The sequence below is a fragment of the Pelosinus propionicus DSM 13327 genome (genome assembly GCF_900114615.1).
GTDB classification, from domain to species: Bacteria; Bacillota; Negativicutes; order DSM-13327; family DSM-13327; genus Pelosinus; species Pelosinus propionicus.
Genome location: NZ_FOTS01000012.1, coordinates 72,223 through 91,148, shown reverse-complemented (window position 1 = coordinate 91,148; position 18,926 = coordinate 72,223). Strand labels below are relative to the sequence as shown.

Annotated in this window: 25 protein-coding genes; 7 read left to right on the top strand and 18 right to left on the bottom strand. The window is 37.3% G+C overall.

The annotated features are described in order from the left end of the window. Window positions 1-412 precede the first annotated feature (412 nt). Entirely contained in the window at window positions 413-1,282 is an 870-nt protein-coding gene (locus BMZ99_RS08355) for a DUF5677 domain-containing protein (RefSeq protein ID WP_090935237.1), read from the bottom strand. A 66-nt stretch (window positions 1,283-1,348) separates the two neighbouring features. Next, window positions 1,349-2,014, bottom strand: coding sequence for a hypothetical protein (locus tag BMZ99_RS08350; protein ID WP_090935234.1), 666 nt, complete (start codon window positions 2,012-2,014; stop codon window positions 1,349-1,351). Between the two features lie 493 nt (window positions 2,015-2,507). On the opposite strand from BMZ99_RS08350, the gene BMZ99_RS08345 reads away from it, so the two are divergent. After that, entirely contained in the window at window positions 2,508-2,993 is a 486-nt protein-coding gene (locus tag BMZ99_RS08345; protein ID WP_175490501.1) for a helix-turn-helix domain-containing protein, read from the top strand. 47 nt (window positions 2,994-3,040) lie between these two features. Continuing rightward, complete coding sequence (locus BMZ99_RS27555; protein ID WP_090935228.1) at window positions 3,041-3,250, top strand: helix-turn-helix domain-containing protein; 210 nt, start codon at window positions 3,041-3,043, stop codon at window positions 3,248-3,250. Between the two features lie 375 nt (window positions 3,251-3,625). Here the strand turns inward: BMZ99_RS27555 and BMZ99_RS08335 are convergent, their stop codons facing one another. Continuing rightward, on the bottom strand, window positions 3,626-4,195 hold the full coding sequence (locus BMZ99_RS08335) for a recombinase family protein (RefSeq protein WP_090935226.1): 570 nt from the start codon (window positions 4,193-4,195) through the stop codon (window positions 3,626-3,628). 333 nt (window positions 4,196-4,528) lie between these two features. Here BMZ99_RS08335 and BMZ99_RS08330 point away from each other — a divergent pair, with 333 nt between their 5' ends. Genes BMZ99_RS08330 through BMZ99_RS08320 form a run of 3 tightly spaced genes read left to right on the top strand, consistent with a single transcriptional unit; the run spans window position 4,529 to window position 5,152 of the window. Then, window positions 4,529-4,756 carry a helix-turn-helix domain-containing protein gene (locus BMZ99_RS08330; RefSeq protein WP_175490500.1) on the top strand — a complete coding sequence of 76 codons (228 nt, stop codon included), beginning with the start codon at window positions 4,529-4,531 and terminating at the stop codon, window positions 4,754-4,756. Beyond that, a complete protein-coding gene (locus BMZ99_RS08325) occupies window positions 4,746-4,949 on the top strand; it encodes a helix-turn-helix domain-containing protein (RefSeq protein ID WP_090935220.1) in 204 nt (67 codons plus the stop codon). Before BMZ99_RS08330 ends, BMZ99_RS08325 begins: the two co-directional genes overlap by 11 nt. A 14-nt stretch (window positions 4,950-4,963) precedes the next feature. After that, complete coding sequence (locus BMZ99_RS08320) at window positions 4,964-5,152, top strand: helix-turn-helix domain-containing protein (protein WP_090935217.1); 189 nt, start codon at window positions 4,964-4,966, stop codon at window positions 5,150-5,152. A 134-nt stretch (window positions 5,153-5,286) separates the two neighbouring features. Here BMZ99_RS08320 and BMZ99_RS08315 read toward each other — a convergent pair whose 3' ends face one another. From BMZ99_RS08315 to BMZ99_RS08275, 10 genes are all read right to left on the bottom strand, one after another. Next, complete coding sequence (locus tag BMZ99_RS08315) at window positions 5,287-5,901, bottom strand: hypothetical protein (RefSeq protein WP_090935214.1); 615 nt, start codon at window positions 5,899-5,901, stop codon at window positions 5,287-5,289. Then, entirely contained in the window at window positions 5,898-6,062 is a 165-nt protein-coding gene (locus BMZ99_RS26250; protein WP_175490499.1) for a hypothetical protein, read from the bottom strand. The genes BMZ99_RS08315 and BMZ99_RS26250 overlap by 4 nt, the downstream gene beginning before the upstream one ends. A gap of 184 nt (window positions 6,063-6,246) precedes the next feature. Beyond that, window positions 6,247-6,471, bottom strand: coding sequence for a hypothetical protein (locus tag BMZ99_RS08310; protein WP_090935211.1), 225 nt, complete (start codon window positions 6,469-6,471; stop codon window positions 6,247-6,249). A 327-nt stretch (window positions 6,472-6,798) separates the two neighbouring features. Then, on the bottom strand, window positions 6,799-7,467 hold the full coding sequence (locus BMZ99_RS08305; RefSeq protein WP_090935208.1) for a hypothetical protein: 669 nt from the start codon (window positions 7,465-7,467) through the stop codon (window positions 6,799-6,801). Between the two features lie 62 nt (window positions 7,468-7,529). Beyond that, the gene (locus BMZ99_RS08300) at window positions 7,530-11,534 is read right to left on the bottom strand and encodes a phage tail tape measure protein (RefSeq protein ID WP_090935205.1); all 4,005 of its coding nucleotides are present in this window, start codon (window positions 11,532-11,534) and stop codon (window positions 7,530-7,532) included. A gap of 70 nt (window positions 11,535-11,604) precedes the next feature. Continuing rightward, a complete protein-coding gene (locus tag BMZ99_RS08295; protein WP_139214749.1) occupies window positions 11,605-12,063 on the bottom strand; it encodes a hypothetical protein in 459 nt (152 codons plus the stop codon). A 62-nt stretch (window positions 12,064-12,125) separates the two neighbouring features. Further along, on the bottom strand, window positions 12,126-12,581 hold the full coding sequence (locus BMZ99_RS08290) for a hypothetical protein (protein WP_090935199.1): 456 nt from the start codon (window positions 12,579-12,581) through the stop codon (window positions 12,126-12,128). Continuing rightward, window positions 12,578-12,937, bottom strand: a complete 360-nt coding sequence (locus tag BMZ99_RS08285) for a hypothetical protein (RefSeq protein WP_090935197.1) — start codon at window positions 12,935-12,937, stop codon at window positions 12,578-12,580. The genes BMZ99_RS08290 and BMZ99_RS08285 overlap by 4 nt, the downstream gene beginning before the upstream one ends. Window positions 12,938-12,974: 37 nt before the next feature. Next, window positions 12,975-13,187, bottom strand: coding sequence for a hypothetical protein (locus tag BMZ99_RS08280; protein WP_090935194.1), 213 nt, complete (start codon window positions 13,185-13,187; stop codon window positions 12,975-12,977). 86 nt (window positions 13,188-13,273) lie between these two features. Further along, the gene (locus BMZ99_RS08275) at window positions 13,274-13,465 is read right to left on the bottom strand and encodes a helix-turn-helix domain-containing protein (RefSeq protein WP_090935191.1); all 192 of its coding nucleotides are present in this window, start codon (window positions 13,463-13,465) and stop codon (window positions 13,274-13,276) included. Window positions 13,466-14,259: 794 nt separating this feature from the next. On the opposite strand from BMZ99_RS08275, the gene BMZ99_RS08270 reads away from it, so the two are divergent. Next, window positions 14,260-14,841, top strand: coding sequence for a hypothetical protein (locus BMZ99_RS08270; protein ID WP_090935186.1), 582 nt, complete (start codon window positions 14,260-14,262; stop codon window positions 14,839-14,841). 1,382 nt (window positions 14,842-16,223) lie between these two features. Here the strand turns inward: BMZ99_RS08270 and BMZ99_RS08265 are convergent. From BMZ99_RS08265 to BMZ99_RS08245, 5 genes are all read right to left on the bottom strand, one after another. Further along, window positions 16,224-16,799 (bottom strand): ArsR family transcriptional regulator, encoded by a 576-nt coding sequence (locus BMZ99_RS08265; RefSeq protein WP_090935183.1) that lies wholly within the window; start codon window positions 16,797-16,799, stop codon window positions 16,224-16,226. Window positions 16,800-16,885: 86 nt separating this feature from the next. Next, complete coding sequence (locus BMZ99_RS08260; protein ID WP_090935180.1) at window positions 16,886-17,224, bottom strand: hypothetical protein; 339 nt, start codon at window positions 17,222-17,224, stop codon at window positions 16,886-16,888. A gap of 77 nt (window positions 17,225-17,301) precedes the next feature. Further along, window positions 17,302-17,481 (bottom strand): helix-turn-helix domain-containing protein, encoded by a 180-nt coding sequence (locus BMZ99_RS08255; RefSeq protein ID WP_090935178.1) that lies wholly within the window; start codon window positions 17,479-17,481, stop codon window positions 17,302-17,304. 77 nt (window positions 17,482-17,558) lie between these two features. Further along, window positions 17,559-17,894: a helix-turn-helix domain-containing protein gene (locus tag BMZ99_RS08250; protein WP_090935176.1), complete on the bottom strand. Its 336-nt coding sequence runs from the start codon at window positions 17,892-17,894 to the stop codon at window positions 17,559-17,561. 127 nt (window positions 17,895-18,021) lie between these two features. Continuing rightward, on the bottom strand, window positions 18,022-18,258 hold the full coding sequence (locus BMZ99_RS08245) for a hypothetical protein (protein WP_090935173.1): 237 nt from the start codon (window positions 18,256-18,258) through the stop codon (window positions 18,022-18,024). Between the two features lie 205 nt (window positions 18,259-18,463). Between BMZ99_RS08245 and BMZ99_RS08240 the strand changes: the two genes are divergently transcribed. Beyond that, a complete protein-coding gene (locus BMZ99_RS08240) occupies window positions 18,464-18,652 on the top strand; it encodes a helix-turn-helix domain-containing protein (RefSeq protein WP_090935170.1) in 189 nt (62 codons plus the stop codon). Window positions 18,653-18,926: the final 274 nt, after the last annotated feature.

Genomic DNA, 18,926 nt, shown 5'->3' with positions numbered 1-18,926 from the left:
TTATGGAGGTCGGATATCCTAAGAACTTAGTAACCCATGGCACACAGTGATAATGCCACAGCTACCTGAGAAACAGTTCCCTCATTAGGCTCAGAATTATCACCGTACCCTATTACAAGGGCATACTAAAACAGTGCATCATATATGCAGGAAAATCAAAAAGGCTTCAAGCATATCGCTGAAAGCCTTGTATTTCCTAGATGATGGAGTTAGACCGACTCGAACTGCCTCTTCAATATCAACGATAGTCTTTAAATGCCTAAGTTATATAGACCACTTTGAAACCTTTGATTACGAGGGTTCCCATTTATTTATCCATGGGAAATTGTATTGATATTTTATACAGTATCGTAGTAGTTCCAGGTAGTCCTTTTACCGACACTGTATGTTTTACTGTATTTTTTGAGGCTTATTAGTACTTTAAATAACTCTTTTCATACGCAGCTAATTCATTGCACAATACCATTCTTTCTTCGAACCATTCTGTAAATTTTTCTTCATCTTCCTTGGATAGATATCTCTCTATTAAGCAATGGTAAATATCACAAAGTAATATCATCGCAAAATTAGTGGTACTAGCAAAACTGTTTGGATGTCTTAACTGAGTCATTTCATATTGATCCCCTACTACTTCTAGTTTATTAAAAGCTGTAAAACCATGAGCACTCATAGACAAATATCCGTAAACAATTCTGCACGTTTCATCATCATTAATAGCCTCCAAGAGTGCATTTATACTCTTACGAGGTTTTTCAATAATATTATACCAATTAGGATGATAACCCTTTTTCTTATACAGCTTTATCCATCTACTATCAATCTCTTTATATTCTGAGCTATGTAGCACCTTAAGCAAATTCTTAATTATTTCTGCATCTTCTTCCTTCTCGCTCACTCCTTCATTGTCAGGTTTCTGAAAAGTATCTATTTGTAAATGAATATGGCAAACCATGTACGCCCTCGCGTTGTTCTCAGAATTTCCTTCTATTATGAGTTTCATTTGAGCGTATAATTCTAATAGTGTTCTAACTAAAGGTTTTGAAGCCACAACACAACTAGATTTTAATAAGATGTTGATTCCATCAACAACTTCTAAAACTTCACGGAACATAAGTCCCAATACCATATCGGCAACCCTAGTTCTACTGTGGTTGCTTTCATAGATTATTTCATATAAATATACTCCATATCTAAGTCCTTCATCAAGTATTTTACTTCCATCAGTGAGTAACTTGGCAATTTCAGGAGTAATCGGCTGCACAACATCTTCAAATTCTTTCATATAAAATTCCCCTACTCTTTATCTTTAAACTGCTACAAATTGTTTTTATTTTTATCAATATATACTTTAAGCTAAAAAGTATGCGTCAAACTCTCCACCTGTAAATGTAAGTAACCTTATTAATTCTTTTCTATGTTCCAGATCTAATTTATTGAACTCGTCGTCCAAATAATCAAAAATTTCTGGGGTTATTTCATAACCATGAATTTGAATCTTCGTAAGAACACCATTATTTAATAATTTTCGAAATTGAGGATTATCCTCCAATTCCTGATGGTAACTTTTTCTTCCTTTTATACTATTTTTTACTTTAAACCAAAATAGCCCCTCATAACATGAAAGGTCTTCTTTTTTCAACCAATCTAACCCCGTGGGTGGCGTACTATTTATTTGATTCTTAATATTACTTGACTCTTGAATTAGATTTGTATTTTGGATATTCAAACTATCTACTTGTATATTGAGCTTGTCCACCTGCCTCAATAAATTAGCATTCTCTTCTTTTACCGACTTAACTTGTTTTTTTAGTGACTTGTTTTTTATACTTAGAAATATGATAAGAACTACTGCGATACTAATTGTAGGGATATACCAATTTTCACGAAGCCACGGAACAGTTATGCTTATTATAGTTACTGTAATTGTAACTAAAGCTCCTTTATTCTCCCAAATAGCAGTAGCAATTATTTTCGACCAAACCGCATCCTTCCAAAACTTGACGATTTTCTCCATATATTTATCTCCATTTAAAAAGTTCTACATCTATCATTTATACATTGTTTTACAAAAAACCTTTATTTTCTAAGACATGTCTATGAATCGTTTCCAAAATTATCCGCAACCAGCCGAGACTCTATTGTGGTTTCATCGTTAGCAACGTTTACGAGGCTACTCATTGACATTCGTTAATGCCATTTGTTTATACATGGATAATTCGCTATGCAACTTTATTACCGTTCATTGTCTTTGTATGTATCCTCTCCCTTGTTAAGGATATCACCGAAACTTTGCCCTCGTCCTATCGTTGCATACCTCCTTTAATAATTTCTGATAAATTTTGATAATTATTGTTATTTAGTATAAACTATTGCAATCATGATTTTCTTAGGCTAAAATTCAAATATGCACCTATGCATTACTATGTAAATCAAAATAAAGCCTCGCTATGAAGCTGCTGCGAGGAGTTCGTCGTTTATAATCATAGAAAATGAAAGGGAGTGATATTATGGAAGTAAAGCCTAAATATGTAAAAGCTATACACATCGCAGAAATCACTGGAATAAAAAAAGCAAGCATACTAAGACTCGCAGGTTGTCATTTAATCCCTGCCTTAAGAATTGGAAGCATAATACGGTTCGATGAAATCAAAGTTCTTAAATGTCTAGAGGAACGGTATTTTACAAATTATATCAGCATGGATGAAACACCTGTTTTAAAAGACAATCTTTACAAAGAAGCTACCTTTATTTATACCAACGCACGACGCATTGCAGACCTTTTATCAACTTCTATAGCTAGCGTCATAAAACTAGCAAATGAAGACCAAATCCCTGCTTTAAAGATTGGCGGTGCTTGGAGATTCAACGAATCAGAAGTGATAGAGTATATCGAGAAAGTTTTTAGTAATTATTATGATAGTACAAGTGGATATACACATAAAATAAATGACCGTCGTTTTCTACACAATCGCCAAAGGAAAAGCAATACATAAGAATTAACATTTAGGAATTTAATAATCACATCATACATAGGAGGAGAATGATGACTACGCAAACTAGAAAGCAACCAATTTATGTAAATGCACAACGCATTGCCGACCTTTTATCCCTTACTCCAAGTTGCATCACTAGACTTGCAAGAAATGGCAAGATCCCTGCAATTAAAATAAAGAACTCTTGGAGATTCGATGAAGCCAAAGTACTAAGATACATAGAAAAGCGTTATAGCAATGCCTACCCCCAAATATAGAATACCTCCAATGTAAAAGGCATATCGAAAAATCACCCAGGGGGGTCTATGTGTGGCATAGGATTCCAGTGATATTTTGGCGTTCACAGTAGGCTGAGGTAATACCGCGCCCCGTACCTTATATAAAAGGGCACTTTGGCGGTGAAATATCACCGTACCCCATCACAGTGTACATATATACTATACATCGAGCACACAGTACACCTATGAGAGCAGAGGACACCAAGTAGAACAGTGCATATCATAGATGTTGCATAGCCTAAACAGTGTACATGCCATAGTATACGAGGCAAGGCATAGCTATTACATAATAAAAGAGTACTACAGTATTAGCCTTTGCTAACCTTTAGTACTCTACGTTTATCTATGATATGCTTATGCTTTTTGTTGTCTCTTCTCACGTATGAGTGTAGATTTACTAATACCAGTTAACTTCTCCACCTGCGTATATGAGTGATCTTCTAATAACTTCATAGCGTTCTGAAGTTGGTACTCTGTATACTTGGGAGGTCTACCGTCTCTGAACCCTGCTTTAGTCTTAGCAATTTCTTTGCCTGCCTGTGTGCGCTCAGCGATCATACTTCTCTCAAGCTCTGCAACTGCTAACAATGTCGTTAAAAAGAAGTTACCCATTGCAGTGTCTTCGAGTAAACCAACGTTTAACACATGAACCTTAACACCTTTGCTAAACAATTGACGTACAACCTCTATACCTTCAGTGACGTTTCTAGCAAAGCGATCTAGCTTAGTAACGACCAACTTGTCACCTGTCTGTAGTTTGTTGACTAGCTCCGAAAACTTAGGTCTGTCTGTAGTCTTGCCAGTGTATTGTTCTTGAATGATAACTTCACAGTTCTCACGTTGTAATTGTTCGACCTGTCCTTCTAATGAATTACCATTGTTCGCTTGATGAACTGTTGATACCCTCGCATATCCATATATCATATCAAAAACCTCCACATCGTTTTGACTATAAGTTTTGACACCGTTCTATATCCTTATTTTACTACAGTGTTTTATCGGTGTCAATAGTCAAGACTTGTGAATATGACGGAGTTTCTTTCTATAAATAGAATTGCATTTCAAAGAATCTTTTATAATTAACATTGGCTTGACTATCCATTTAATATCGAAAATCTAACAATCCTAAAGCAAATACAAAGACGGCTATAGTTGCAATAGTATGTAGCATGATTCGCACCTTCTTTCTTTGTATTTATTATAAAGTAAATATATGACAATGATATGACAACTCATAGAATAAGTGAGGTAATCTTTATGCCAATCAAAAGTCCATTTCTTAATGTCAAAGAAACTGCGGAATATTTGAATATACCATTATCTAGAGCTGCATGGGCAGTTGGAGGTATCAAGTTCCCTGCGATTCAATTTGGTAGTCACTGGAGAATCCATAAAGAAAAACTTGATGAATGGGTAAAAGAAAATCCAGAATTTTTGGCGGAACTTCGAGCCCCACTAAGAGGGAGGGAACAACATGGAGACTAAACAAAGTCCTCTCATGACCGTAAAAGAAACAGCAGAGTATCTTAGATTCTCCAAAGAAACCATATATAGGCTAATTGCTTCTAATGATATCCCTGCGTTAAAGATTGGGCGCTCATGGAAAATACATAAATTTGAACTAGAAGAATTGATCGAATGGGAACTAAAGAATAAGACTATAAAACAATGCTATTAATGGAGGCTAAGATTATGCCATTTGAAAGTCCAGTATTTACCATGAAAGAAGCTGCGGAGTACTTAAAGTCAAATGAATCTACTATGTATTCTCTTGCAAAATCCAAAGGGTTTCCTGCATTCAAAGTAGGTGGACGCTGGAAAATACACAAAGATAAACTCGATAAATGGATACTTGATCAAATTAAGAATAGGAATTACTAATAGGTACTTTGTTAGTTTGGGAATCCCTAGAAACAAAAATAAGCACCAGCCTACCATAGAAAAAAATCTATGATAAACCAGTGCTATTTTATAAAGCTTAGATTCTACTATAACATAAAATAAACTTCTCCTCACTAAAAGGAAAAGTCTTTTGATTGTTCTAAATTATCAGGAGTAATAACAAACTTATACATTGGAATACAATCAATGGTATCAGTTGGCTCATACACTGAATATGAACCACAAATTTCATTGAAACCTTGACGTTTATAGAAAGATAAAGCTTTAGCATCATCTACAGAATACAAAATAATTCCCGATATACCTGCGAACGTTTCACGAATTATTATAATAAAATCCATTATGTTATCAAATAAATAATCGGAAAAATTTAATTCTTCGTAACCTACAATAGGACATTTCTTTCCTTGATAATTTTTATCTATGGCAAAACGGGAAATTTCAATAGCTGGAAGAGCATCTTTAACTTCTTTATTGGTAAATTCATCTTCGTATTCCCATTGTAAGCTAGAACACTTCAATGTAAAATAACCTACTATACAGTCTTTTTCTGTGTCAACTAGAACCTTTGTAATGGCTTCGCCTTTTTTGTGGTGCTTATATGCATAGTTCGTATCTATAAAGAAATCCGTCATAGTAGACTTAGGACTATTACAATCAAATATTTGGATAAGAGATTGTCCAACGTCTGTAATATCACAAATTTGATATGTATTCTGTGTATTCATTTATTAGTTTTTAATGCATTAGCCCTGCGTAGTCGAAGAGCTCTCATATACGTGTCTTCATGATTTCTTTTCTGGTCTGGGGTTGGATTTATAAATTCATCTCTTAGCTTCTTTGCTGCATCTCCACGAATTATTGGAAAGTTACAAATTGAAACTGCCATCGTGGCACCTCCTTTTTCTGTTGTAGATCTCTTATCCTCTTTGTTATCCATATTATATCATTTCCTTTCATATATACAAGCATTATTATGCAAACCATAACTTAATTGCCTGTATTTGATATTTACCCATATACTATAAATATTATACTTTTTTTAAAATATACACCCGTAGTTCAATACTATCTTAATAATTACCACCTTCGTAACTCGCAGTTACTTTAAGGTTCCCTTGATATACGCCTCCGTTTACAATGTAGTGGTATAGATTGCCAAAGCCTTCAGTGATTTCATAGGCTCTAAGAATCTGTGATAATTCATTGATTGTCGGTGGATGCCAAGAGTCATAGACTTCTTTTTTCCCAATGTATATCTTACGCTCTGTATCTCCTACGAATACAATTTTAATCATTCACTTTGCCTCCTGTATTTCACATATAATATTCTGTTCACCATTGCAGTAACATTGACCACAATAAATAACTTTGCATTTGTATTTGAAATAATCTTCTAGGACTGCTTCGGGGAAAGTCTGGCTATACCCACACTTGGGACAAACAACGTTTTTCATCGATCATCCTTTCAAGACAAAGAAAAGAGCACTAGATTTTACACTAGTACTCTTCAGTCTTATGCAGTTTATATAGTAAAACCCTTGATGTACAAGGCTCCAATGATTACTCAATTTACCCAGTGAACACTTAGTATTCAAAGCCTCTTCATATTCGACACAGACGATTTATGATACCTGTGGCAAACCATAGTAGCACCTAATAGCCTTCTGAATAAACTCTGCATCAACGAACTTCAATAGCTTTTTCTCTGTATAACGTTTGTTCAATGCTAAGTACACGATTTTTATCATAGCCTCATAGGATTCTTTATCATGGTTCTCCAGCATATTAAAGACATTGACTTTTTCCAAGAGCTCCATTGCGACTTGAAAGTCTTTAATAAGGTAACTATATGCAATATGTGAATCTCCGTTCCTATCGATAATAGGTGTCCCTGTAGTAATCTCTTTTTCCATAGTTGCCACGTCTCCTTTGTTTGCCTTTATAATCTTATCTAATGCACCTGCTCTATCCAGGGATGCAAGGATAGGCAATGGTGGCATAGGTGGCTTATCCAGACCTAGAACGTGCAATATAACCTTTCTTGCCATGCTTATGTCAAAGGCTTCAACATTGCTACCTTTGGTAACTATACTTAGCATCTCGACCAATGCTGAATATTGTTCATCTAATGTATAAGTACGGCTGCCATAGGAAATCCCTTTATCCTCTAATTGCTGGGTTACCGCTAGCATATCAATAACTTTAGGAAGTAACTGTGTAATTGCCATACTATCCTTTACTATTGGTGGTGTAACTTCGTATGTCACAGAGTTTCTATCAATGATCTTCATTTATCGTTGCCTCCTTCGTTTATCTTAGAAATACTAAAGAGAGCCAAGTAAGGCTCTCTTTTCTACGTATATCCATTGGCTTTCATTCGTTGCATCTGAGCAAACAAGGCTTCATCGGACTGTGCCTGTGGCATAATAATTGGCTGCGTCACAGTACCTTTGCTGTTGCCACTCTGGTTTGCCATGTATGTCATGACTTGCAACTGTTTCTGCATGAGTACGTTGGACTTTTGTAGTTCCGTGACGTGCTCCCTGCTCACCGCTGCATTTTGTGATATCTGCTGCGCTGTATCCATGGTTCTCTGAGAAACGTTGGCAGTTACATGGGTTCCTTGGTGCTGATTAGCATATGCAAGGAGTCCCTTTTGTCTCTTGTCACCTCTTTGGAGTTTTCCAAGGTTAATCACTGCTTCCTTTTCCCCAGTTTCACCAATGAGTGCATTGGTTGGCTTGGATACTACGCCACCATCGGCAAACTTGAATAGCTTAGAGAATTGCCCTATAAGCCCCAAGTAGTCTGTGGTCTTAGGCTTATCTGTGTTGTCTGTGGAAGTTTTCTGAGTAGCACTGGTGCCATAGACTGATGCTGCCATTCCTAGCCAGTCTTTGTTGCTAGGGAATAAGGCTGAGGAAGTGTTGGTTCTGACATTGGAACCGCTGCCAGCACTGGGGGCTTGTGTAATACTCTTTTGTGCATTCAATAGCTGCCCTAGTAGGCTAGTAGGCTGAGACTTTCCATGAGTCGCAATATCTCTCAGTGCATCAACGGCAAGACTACGCCATAACTTTTTCCATATGTTGTTGAATTTCTCGCCTTCAAGCAGTAAGGAATCCAACACATCCACAAAGCTATTGACTATTTTATCTTTGTCTACATTCATGGCTTTTGAAACTTCGTTAGTCAATTCTTGTACGGCAATCTTCTGCTTTTGTAGATCTTCTACTGTGGTAGAAGGCTCATCTTCTAATTCCTTGAGTCTCAGCTTTGCAAGATATAGTTTTTCTGTGACTGCACGAAGTTCTTCCTGTTTCTTGGCGAGTATATCGGGATTGTATCCAAGCTCTGCAATGGCAAGAGTAGAATCACTTTCTACATTAGCCATAGACTTACTATAAGCATCTGCTTTATTCGCCTTGGTATCAGTGATTACCGAAGTACCCAGCTTCGACGCTTCTTTACTGGCAGAGGCTGCATGTTCTCTCAGCTTGTCAACGAGTCCCATGAGTTTACTTATATTTTTCTCATCCTCCACATAACCCTTGTTTTTAGCAAGAAACTCCTTCTGCTCTTCTTTGGTCAAAGAGCTCCACAACACACCTAGATTTTTAAGTTGTTCTTGGAGTTCAGAGTTTCCAGCTATGGTGATATCAATGGTTCTTTGATACTCATTGGCTTGGTCAGTATATTCCATACTTGTCGCTAAGAGGTCTAGGGTTCTCTCATTTTTAAGCTTTAATATAGCATTGTTACGTTCTTCAGTTTTACCAAGAATGGACGACTGTGTATTTAAGAAGTCTAGGGTTTGCTCATACCTATCCCCTGCAACTTTTTGTTCACTAAACATTGCTGCGACTTCCCTGCCTACTTCAAGCCTAAATACCTCATTGGAACTGTCTGGCATTTTAGGTGATGCAATGCCTTTCCCTTTTTTCTTGGTTCCTTCATCGGTATCCACGGTGCCTGTAGATCTCCCAGTATCTATGCCCTTTGTTAACTCTGGGACTATTACGCCTTGTGCCTTGGCTTTCCTGGCGTTCTCTTTATCTATGGCTTCCTGGCGTATTGCATCGGCTTGAGCTTGGGCAGCTTGTGCCTCTTCCTTGGCTTGATCACTGCTGTATATCCCTGTATCCTGTGCCATTTGCTGGTAACCTAACTGTGCATACCAAGGTAAATCCTCGGCTTCTGCGGATTGTAGCATTTCAGCAGTACTATTCATAAGGTCTGCCTTGCCTTGGTAATACTGGTACTTCATTTTACTAAGTCCACCCAATGCTTCTCCAATAGCGTTTATGCATTTTATAGATTCATTGGCTTCGTTGGTCATAGCCTCAATGCGAGCATTTGACATGTCAATCGTATTTTGTGCATTGGCTTTCTGTGCAGCACTAAGATTATCCAGCTCAGTTTGGATAGCTGTGGTTTTATTACCGTGAATCTTCATTTCTTCCTTAAGAGCAGCTTGAATATCATCGGATGCAAGGACTCTGTCTGTTGCTTCTTTACCAATAATGGCAGTAAGCTGTTCTACGACTGTTTTCATTGTCTTTTTTATCTCAGTGACCTTGGCTTCGTCATCGGCATATTCCACTAACTGGTCTTGCAACTGCGCATATGTTTTTCCTAGTGTGCTCATGAATTGCACTTGCTGCCCAATCTGAGAAATCTGTGATTGCTTCTGCGTTATTGCATCTTCCTGAGCTTGACTTAGCTTATCCTGGGCTTCCAATGCCGAACCACTAAAAAAGGCATACGTCGATAATGCAGAGGCAGCAATGAGTACTACTCTAGCAAATGCACCCCACGGATTAGCAGCGGTGGCAACGTTCAATGCTGTCTGTGCTGTTGTGGCTGAAACGATTGTAGTCCTCAGTATTGTATAGGTATTGACTAAGAATCCTACAGAAGACTTCAAAGCCATAAGACCAATGAGCCACTTTGTGGTACTGCCTGTAATCGCTGAGATACTAGGATCAAGGTTATTGAATCCCTTAATGACTTGGTTTATTACATCGAGTAAATCCTTGATGCCTGAAGTAAGACCACTGTTTTGCCCACCGATTACGATGAGTTCTTCGAACTGAGTTTTTAATGTAGTAAATTTCCTTGAGATGGTGTTTAATTGGATTTCTAATTGTTTATTTGTGAAGCCAGCAGAATTCACTGCAACGCCCATGAGCCTAATGTATTCTTGAGGATCTCCCAATAGGGCAGAGAGCTTCGAAACCTGGAACTTGCCTCCTGCCAAACTTCGGAACGCTGTTTCTACGTCCTTCCCTGCTACCTTCGATTTTAAGGAAACGTCTAGGAGTACATCAGATATCTTGCGGAATTCTTTTTCTCCATTGGTGCCTATTTGGTATACTGCAACACCCATTTTATCAAGCTCTCCAATGGCTTTGTCAGAGTGGATTGAGTTAAGGATTGACTTTATACCCATCCCTATTGTACTTCCGCTGAGTGCTGTAGATCTTGAGATACTGCCAATCATTGCTGTAAGTTCCTCGTATGACACGCCTACAGTATGAGCAGCACTGGCACTTCTTTGTAATGCTGCGGATAAATCATTGGCACTAATCATACCAGTGTGAGACACGGCAGTCATTGAGTCCATGACATGTTCAGCGAATTGAATGGCATTTGCTTGCTTACCATAGGCTGCTACTGTACTTTCAATGGCTCTCGTGGCTTGTTCCGCAGAGAAATTGTCTGCCACTGCAAGTTTCATCGATATCTCACTTAGCTTTTCCACAGTGGATAAATCTTTATAACCACGCCCCATGAGTCGAAGACTCTCTGTGACTTCCTCGATCTTTTGACCGTATCTCTCAGCAAGGTGAAAACTATCTTCCATGACTCCATTAAAGTTCGTAGTGTTCTCGTGCATGCTAGGGATAACCGTTGCTAGATTATGAAACTCTGTTTCCAAAGATGTCAATGCGTGCACTGCTCCAATGACTCCACCAATGGCAAGGCTAGTGCCTATGAATCCTAAGTGGCTCTTTAAGCTTTGCCCAAAGCTAGACAATGAATTACCTGCGAGTCCAAGAGACCTATTAAAATTCTGATATTGTGCATTCAATGTCTGTATCTTGGGAATGAGTGCTTGATACTGGGAGAGTGCTGTTGTGCTGCCCGTAGTTTGCCATTGCTGATGTAGCCTCTGAGCAGCAAGAGTCATTTGATTAATTTGTTGGACATACCCTTGACTAAGTTTAGAGCTTCCAGAGGCTTCGCTTTGATTCCTTATACCATTGAGCGCAGTCTTCAATTGTTGAATTTCTGCAAGTGCCTGTTTAACATCTACGACAATTCTAGTACTTATTACATTGTTCATATTTTCCATTTATCTATACCCCCCTTATTTGTACATAAGAAAAGAGCGAAGTATTTTACCTTCGCCCTACTCATGTTATTTATTGATTTGCCTTGTTGCCCTCGAACAGCAACGACACTATGAAATTCGCGGTATGCTCAGTAACAAAGTAAAACTCTGTACCGTAGGATTTCTCGAATTGCTTAAGCTTTGCAAGGTAGAACTTCGGTGCCAGTCCATGGGAATAATTACGTCCTGCAATGTCTTCACGATTCCCTATGGTTACTACTGCCATATTCCCTGCACTGCGTTCAAATTCTCGTTTGAATCGTTCAATATTCTTAGGGAGGAAATTCGTTGCCAGTTCATCGTGTCCATACTTCTTTTCTACTGTGAACTTCATGATTTCACCGTTACACTCAAGTCCATAGTCACCATAGTTGAGCTTCTTTTTCTTCCAAGGGATACCTATAGTATCACAGTACTCTTGCATCAATGTTGTTTTCTCTCTGGTGTCAATGATAATTACATAGTCTTCCAGGCGTAACACACCTTTCAATGTTAATTTTGGCATAAAAAATATCCTCAATTATGAGGAGGTCTCAGTGCTTACCAGTCTGGTTATTGACTACCCACTGCGGTATTATATTCTTCTCCACCTACTCGGTATTGGTCAAATATATAGCGGATATCTTTGTGCTTTACTCCTGCCTTAGACATATATCGGTGAATTGCTAGAACTAACTTTGAATACTCTGAAGCGTCGGCCATCTCATAGTCTGCAATGGGCTCAGAGTTATACCCTAGTTCTTCAAGGACTATACGCACAGCCTGAATTGCAATCATTCTGTCTGTGTCGAATTCCATAGCTGCATCGCGTTCAAAGTGTTCGCGCAATGACTGTATGGCAAATTCATCACCTCCGTTTATCACCCTTGCTATTGCTTGCATATATTCAATGCTGTCCATCGTTACACACTCCTTTGACATTTCATATTCTTCCTTGGCATTCCGCTTTGCTTGTATATGATTTCTTAGCTCAGCTTTGCTAATAATGGCTTTTACTCTTTTAATCAAAGTTTCACCCCTGTAGTGAGCCTAACTCTTTGCTTTTGGTATTCTGTGGGCATATCGCCACGGATGATATCAAGCAAAGTATCTTGAGATAACTTTGTAACTGATGCAACTTCAGCAATCGTGAAATCATAGGTTAACATGAATACCTCTAAGGGTGTTGCCGATAAAGGTATTACAAGTTTCTTCCTTCTGGTCTTCTTAGGAGTCAGAATGACTTCGGAACTAAGGTTTTCTTGATCATCGAGATTGTAATCATCGTTTGCAGTGATTTCCTCAGATTCCAGTTCCCTGAGCTCATCTAAAGATTCTTCCATTGAATCGGTAACTTCCTCATCATCAAACTCAGTTTCTTCCATATAAGCATCGACCTCCTAGTAATATACTGAGTCTCTATCATTGACTGTCTTTGCCAGCCTCCCTTTGATGTTCTAGGTATCTTTGCCAGCCTTCTAGAGTCTTCAGATATTCAAATTCCTCAATGAGTTCCTGCCCTTTTTCTCGATATTTCTCTGCAAGCTCATATTCCCTGCTTCCTTCGAGTACGATTTCCATGCACATGCATTCTGATATGAGGTCTTGGTAAATCTTTTCTGTAGCTTCGTTCATTGTTCATCCATCCTTTCCTTGAGTTAATCCTCAACAAACATTTGATAGTGTACAGACCAAAAAAATAGACAGTCCATAAGACTGCCTTAAATTAGCTCTGTAGATTGGCAATTGTAGTATGATGTGAACTTCTTCAATAATTCTCCAGTCATTCTTTCCCTGTTGTTCTCAATAGCAGCTAGGTATGATCTACTGATAGAAATGTTGTCTGCTACCTCTTGTTGTGTTTTGCACATCAAGAGCCTTTTTAGTTTTAATTTGGATAGCACTGGTTTCATTTTATCCCACCTCCTTCAACAATCATTTGATAGTACACATACTAAAAAAAATAGCCTTAGCATTTAAGCTAAGACTAGAAATGTCTTAAAGTTTTCCTTACTAACAGTGGCAAAAAGTTGAATTTTGATAACCAAGACACCTTTGTATCCCATGTATCTCCTTGTCTCGCAGGTTTCAAAGATTACACCATAAAATCAATGAATATCCGCTTGTTAAACTTAAAATATCCCTCAACTACAGTGCAAAAAATGGCATTCCTTAGACAAACCCCAGCAATACTAAGGCTTCACAGTGCATATTTTGGGTCTGGGAATCTATGACCCCATAAGTTACGGTGTCACCCAATGCGTTGTAGGTTCACGTTTACATCATGAAAATCTATAGAAAATATCTTGAAAGTGGCTCGGGATTTTTGCGGAGCGACTTATAAATAATTGGTGGCACAAAATTGAGCTGCCACTTGTGAAATACATCATTACCTATCAAGCAGGTAATAAACAATGTTTACATCTTTTGACTTCCATATTTGTCCTGTGTTGAATTTTAAGCCCTGACCTATAGTTAGTATCAAAGCTTATTCTAGTAATAATTGACACAAGGAAAATCAATGCTTCATAAGGTGTCAATTTGGATTTTCTGGCTTTCCAGTGATTTTCAAAGTTGCCTAGCGTAGCTTTATTCTTCTAATAATAAATAATTATTATTTTACCTCTATTTTTTAAAGGAATTACCTATTATTAAATTGAATTGGTATTATCGTTCTAATATAGAAAAATTTGGAGGTTTTTGCGAAATGAAAGTTCCTAAAATTCTAGTAATTGCTGTACTAATGGTTTTTAGCTGTAATTTGGTCGGTTTTGCCAATGCTCCACAAGTATCTAATCTAATACCAGGTGATGTTTACATTCCCAAAGGAACGCTTTTGAAAACAGAAATCATAACTCCTATTAATTCAGGTAAAAACAAAGTAAATGACATAGTGCTATTTAAGACTACAGAATCAATTGTGATTAATGGTGTTGAAGTTATTCCTAAAGGAACTACTGGAGAAGCAATAGTCACCAAGGCGACCCCAGCAGGTTCTTGGGGTAAAGGTGGAAAGCTTGAATTGGCTGCCAAAAGTATTAAAACTCTTAACGGAATAGAAGTGCCTCTTACCTTAGATGCTCAAAAAAGTGGTGGCGGTGCTAATATGGTACTAGGAGTGATAGCTTTTGGAGTTTTTTCTGGTTTTTTACGTGGTTCAAATCAAAACATTCCTACTGGCACAAAATTTCAGGTAGCTGTGGAAAGTGACACTGATTTACAAGTTACAAATGAAACACTCGCTGAAGTTATGAAGAATAGTAAAATAGTTACTGTTACCGTACAGTAGTTATATATCTAAATTGGACAACTTTGAAACCATAGGCAATCATTGGTGCTAGTGAACATCAACACTGGCTATCTAATGTTAGCTCTATGGTTTCTTTTGTGTCCTTTGGTATAGCTTTTTGTCATTAAAACATTGCACCACTGTTGTAAATATGATATGATACAATGTTAATCAATAATAATTATTTGTTGCCCATAACTCTACGATGGTATACATTCTTTAAAACAGTATTATATTCATAGCTTCCAATGCCACACCGATAACCACAGCATCCAGGCAATTCCTAGTATTCACTGTTATATAGCAACAAAGAATATTCATCAGCTTCACTATATCTACAAAGAATATATCGTGATTTATAACACCTTTATAACACCTTAGAAACTCACTTGTAACACCTATGTTAAAACATCGTGAGTCCTTGTACTGCAAGGGACGGTATTAGTTTAGCTATGATGGCAATGTCACACCTTGTAACAGGGGACTAAGGGTAGACATTCAATGTCGAGCAGGTTCAATGCACTAATCTGAAAATTAAGCTCAGTACTGGTCACTTTGGTATACGCTGAATCTCGTAACGCCTCTAGGTGTCCTTGATTCTAAGGTCAGCTACGAACCAGCTTAAAATTAAGCCCGATAAATCTGCCTGTAATCCTAGCTTCATATTTGCGCTGTATTGAATCTATGCAGCTTTGAATACTAAGTATCCAATGACGTACTTTAGTAATAATTGAAGCTATGTAAATCAAGGGTTCATGCCATGTAAATTCCATAAAATTGACTTTGTACTGCTATGGATTTTAGAGCTTCGAAGATTGACATAGTTGTCTTAGTATACATTGTAATTCCGTGTAAGTGCTTTTCACGGCTTCCAATGTTGGTTAAGTTGTCTATGCATCCTTCATGTATTAGTAAGGGTACAGTGTTATACATAGGTTCTAAGATAGTCATTGGTGAGGTATTCAATGTTAGCCTTAGATAGTTATGTATAGCACTGAGATAAAGATCAAAACAAGGAACGTTGCTTTCGCTCGCTGAGGCGATAAGGGTTTTACATACAATTACAGCCAAACGATTAACATACATAATAGTATTCATTATTTGTATGCTATATCGTAATCTTTATCCTATGCCAATCGTGTTCCTATACCGAAGCATAGCGAGGATATAGGATTATGTTTAGCATAACTATCCTAAGATACCCTAAAGCATCATAGTTACCATATGACACTATGAAATACTGTGATAAATCTTTCCACAGGTAACCATAGATACCATATGAATAGCTATGATAGCTCATATAGTCAGTACTTTGTGTCATGCTATATTCATCCCATAGTAAACTCATAGAATATATATAATAGAGTGTCATTTTTATTATGTTAACAAGTCCTTAGTTTCTCAAACCTCTCCATATAGCAATCATACCTATCATGATTCCATTCAAATCTCCCATGTACCACATATTGAAAAAATTGTGCTAAGCGGTCTTTTGTAACCTTAGAAAATCCATTGCTATTATCATCATAAATGAGGTTCTCAGCATCACACCACCATTGATAATGCTTTGACTTGACCCCTTGCCAACCAAAGCAATACTTCAAAATAGCAATGTCTTTCTTAAGTTGTGAGTCTATAGAGCCCACAGGAAAATAGTAAAGACTGCCTATGCCCTTAATTGTTTTCCCTGCATCCTTTAATAATTCTAAAGCTAACTCATTAGGATTCCGTGTGCCATTGTAAACTCGAAAGACAATATTGAGTTCCTTGAATTTGTTCAAATGACGATATATAGTACTCTCAGATACACCTAAGTCTCTAACACACTGCTCTATGTCTAAATGAAAGTAGCCATCTTTGCTACCCCTAGCTAGATTATATAGATAAATCAATGTATTTCTAAGTTTTCCCTTCACACTATACAATAACTCCTCATTGATATCCGAATCTATTCTCATTTCATCTTCCTTTCATCCATTAATAATTTTAGCTTAGCAATGGCATAACAAAGAAACCTTAGACTCAAATAGGCATTATACCCTTATTACCTATCTAACCAAAACTTAACACCACATTCCTTATAGACCGCCCTTGCCTCTACCTCTGTGCAGTTCTTATGTATCGTTAATACAGAATCGTCAAACACAAAAACATTATAGGTATACTTACTGAAATCTGGGAGTTCTTCATTATCATACGCATAGGCATTATTAACGTTGGCTTGATAAATTGCTATGCAAGAGCTATTAGATATAGGCTCTGATTTTATGAATGAAGTCTGAGGATTAGACATGTCTTGGCCGTCCTGTCCATCCTTATTGATTCCTTTTAAGATAATGCGAATCATTGTTTCATCTGTAATTTTCTCTATTTCTTTTTTCATATTTGCCCACCCTCTTATTAATAATTTGTTTAATATATTGATAATTTTAACTTAAACTAGGTATAATAAATAAGTCTTCAAATGCCCTCACTAAAATCTGTAGACCACTGTTGAAGAGATTTAATATTGATTCTGTAATGTCGCCCGATTCGTTTAACGGGAAATCCCTTGGTCTTAACTAATGCATACACCTGTGACACTGGAACGCCAAGGTATGCCGCAGTTTCTAAAGGTGTATAGAACGCTGTCTCTGCCATGAACTAACCTCCTTTCATTGATAATTTTAACTTACGAAGGATACAAGGAAACAAAGGCAATCCTTGAATACACCTTATTATTTGGCCTTGTCGGTAGCCCATTTCACAAAGGCTTCCTTGACGTACGATGTTGATTCAGGATTCATTAACCATTGTGCAACAACATCGTCAAAGCGATCAATAATAAAGTCATTGACTCCCATTAACGATCCAACCTTAGTTTCCAGTGCAGCAGCCATTTTAGCTAAAGTTGTATCATCGGGCATTACTTTGCCTGCACCTTTTTCGTAATAGGCAACACTGCCTTGCGATTTTCCTATAAGTTTGGCAAATTCAACCTGAGATATACCTCGTTTTGCACGAAGCCATGCTAAGCGAGTACCAAAGTCTTTCATTTTATTCCCTGTGTCCATTGTTGTGCCTCCGTTGTTTGTTATTAATTTCAGTATAATTCAATATTTTATCTTAGTCAATACAAATTTTGATATTTTTAACTTAAATAGTTATAAAGAAAAGGTAGGCGTATTGCCTACCTCATTTCTATCTAGCTTCTAGACCTGCTTTGAATCCATCTAAGTACATTTTTTGTTGCCATTGAAATTGGCGATCACCGTAAACCCCATCAAGATGTGCTAGAACACTCCATAATTCCATTGGAAGAGCTACCCTGAGTATATCATATGTTGTTTGCACCTTAACCTCAGTTTCATAAATTTCTTGGTTTGATTCAAAGTCCTCCATTGCTAATTCTTCGAATTTCTCTTGCGCTGTTTTCATTTCAATAATCTCCTCTCATGTGTTCACACGTTTTCGTGTGTCTCTATATTTGAATCTTATCACACGTTTTCGTGTGTCTCAATGCCGAATAAAGTCTTTACTTCTTTGTTTTAGGTATGTTATATACAAAATTCTCTAAAATGCTTCACTAACCACACGTTTTCGTGATATTATATATTTAAAAATCGTAAAGGTGGAATATTCAATGACTATTAAAGAACGGATTAAACCATTGTTAGATAATCAAGGTATGACTATTGAAGAATTAGCTTTGCGACTCAATTGGAGCGGCAACGCATTGCATAATAAGTTAAGCCGAGATAGCTTAAAATATTATGATGTTGAAAAGATTCTTAATGTATTAGGATATAACATTGATTGGAATCCCAAATAACATATAAACCTTTGACTCACCGTCAGTACTGGTCATTTGGTAACCACAAGTAGTAATCAGTGGAAAAAGGGGTAACTGTATTAAGTACAAAGTTATCCCTGTATACCTATGCCCACTTATGGGCATGCAAGCTCCCATGTTAGGAATAGAAATATCACTGTACCCTTAGAAATTCACCAGCAGAACTATGGGCAGTTTCTGCAATTCATAGGCTATTATCCCTTGTATTCTGTGCCTCCAATTATCACTAAAGAAGCCTTTGATATATTCCTAT

Coding starts and splice junctions, on each gene's coding strand:
- BMZ99_RS08255 (WP_090935178.1), bottom strand. CDS start 17,481: ATGGCAGAGACAGCGTTCTATACACCTTTAGAAACTGCGGCATACCTT.
- BMZ99_RS08320 (WP_090935217.1), top strand. CDS start 4,964: ATGCCATTTGAAAGTCCAGTATTTACCATGAAAGAAGCTGCGGAGTAC.
- BMZ99_RS08335 (WP_090935226.1), bottom strand. CDS start 4,195: ATGATATATGGATATGCGAGGGTATCAACAGTTCATCAAGCGAACAAT.
- BMZ99_RS08250 (WP_090935176.1), bottom strand. CDS start 17,894: ATGGACACAGGGAATAAAATGAAAGACTTTGGTACTCGCTTAGCATGG.
- BMZ99_RS27555 (WP_090935228.1), top strand. CDS start 3,041: ATGATGACTACGCAAACTAGAAAGCAACCAATTTATGTAAATGCACAA.
- BMZ99_RS08280 (WP_090935194.1), bottom strand. CDS start 13,187: ATGAACGAAGCTACAGAAAAGATTTACCAAGACCTCATATCAGAATGC.
- BMZ99_RS26250 (WP_175490499.1), bottom strand. CDS start 6,062: ATGGCAGTTTCAATTTGTAACTTTCCAATAATTCGTGGAGATGCAGCA.
- BMZ99_RS08275 (WP_090935191.1), bottom strand. CDS start 13,465: ATGAAACCAGTGCTATCCAAATTAAAACTAAAAAGGCTCTTGATGTGC.
- BMZ99_RS08265 (WP_090935183.1), bottom strand. CDS start 16,799: ATGAGAATAGATTCGGATATCAATGAGGAGTTATTGTATAGTGTGAAG.
- BMZ99_RS08355 (WP_090935237.1), bottom strand. CDS start 1,282: ATGAAAGAATTTGAAGATGTTGTGCAGCCGATTACTCCTGAAATTGCC.
- BMZ99_RS08350 (WP_090935234.1), bottom strand. CDS start 2,014: ATGGAGAAAATCGTCAAGTTTTGGAAGGATGCGGTTTGGTCGAAAATA.
- BMZ99_RS08300 (WP_090935205.1), bottom strand. CDS start 11,534: ATGGAAAATATGAACAATGTAATAAGTACTAGAATTGTCGTAGATGTT.
- BMZ99_RS08270 (WP_090935186.1), top strand. CDS start 14,260: ATGAAAGTTCCTAAAATTCTAGTAATTGCTGTACTAATGGTTTTTAGC.
- BMZ99_RS08345 (WP_175490501.1), top strand. CDS start 2,508: ATGGAAGTAAAGCCTAAATATGTAAAAGCTATACACATCGCAGAAATC.
- BMZ99_RS08285 (WP_090935197.1), bottom strand. CDS start 12,937: ATGGAAGAAACTGAGTTTGATGATGAGGAAGTTACCGATTCAATGGAA.
- BMZ99_RS08315 (WP_090935214.1), bottom strand. CDS start 5,901: ATGAATACACAGAATACATATCAAATTTGTGATATTACAGACGTTGGA.
- BMZ99_RS08240 (WP_090935170.1), top strand. CDS start 18,464: ATGACTATTAAAGAACGGATTAAACCATTGTTAGATAATCAAGGTATG.
- BMZ99_RS08305 (WP_090935208.1), bottom strand. CDS start 7,467: ATGAAGATCATTGATAGAAACTCTGTGACATACGAAGTTACACCACCA.
- BMZ99_RS08330 (WP_175490500.1), top strand. CDS start 4,529: ATGCCAATCAAAAGTCCATTTCTTAATGTCAAAGAAACTGCGGAATAT.
- BMZ99_RS08245 (WP_090935173.1), bottom strand. CDS start 18,258: ATGAAAACAGCGCAAGAGAAATTCGAAGAATTAGCAATGGAGGACTTT.
- BMZ99_RS08310 (WP_090935211.1), bottom strand. CDS start 6,471: ATGATTAAAATTGTATTCGTAGGAGATACAGAGCGTAAGATATACATT.
- BMZ99_RS08325 (WP_090935220.1), top strand. CDS start 4,746: ATGGAGACTAAACAAAGTCCTCTCATGACCGTAAAAGAAACAGCAGAG.
- BMZ99_RS08260 (WP_090935180.1), bottom strand. CDS start 17,224: ATGAAAAAAGAAATAGAGAAAATTACAGATGAAACAATGATTCGCATT.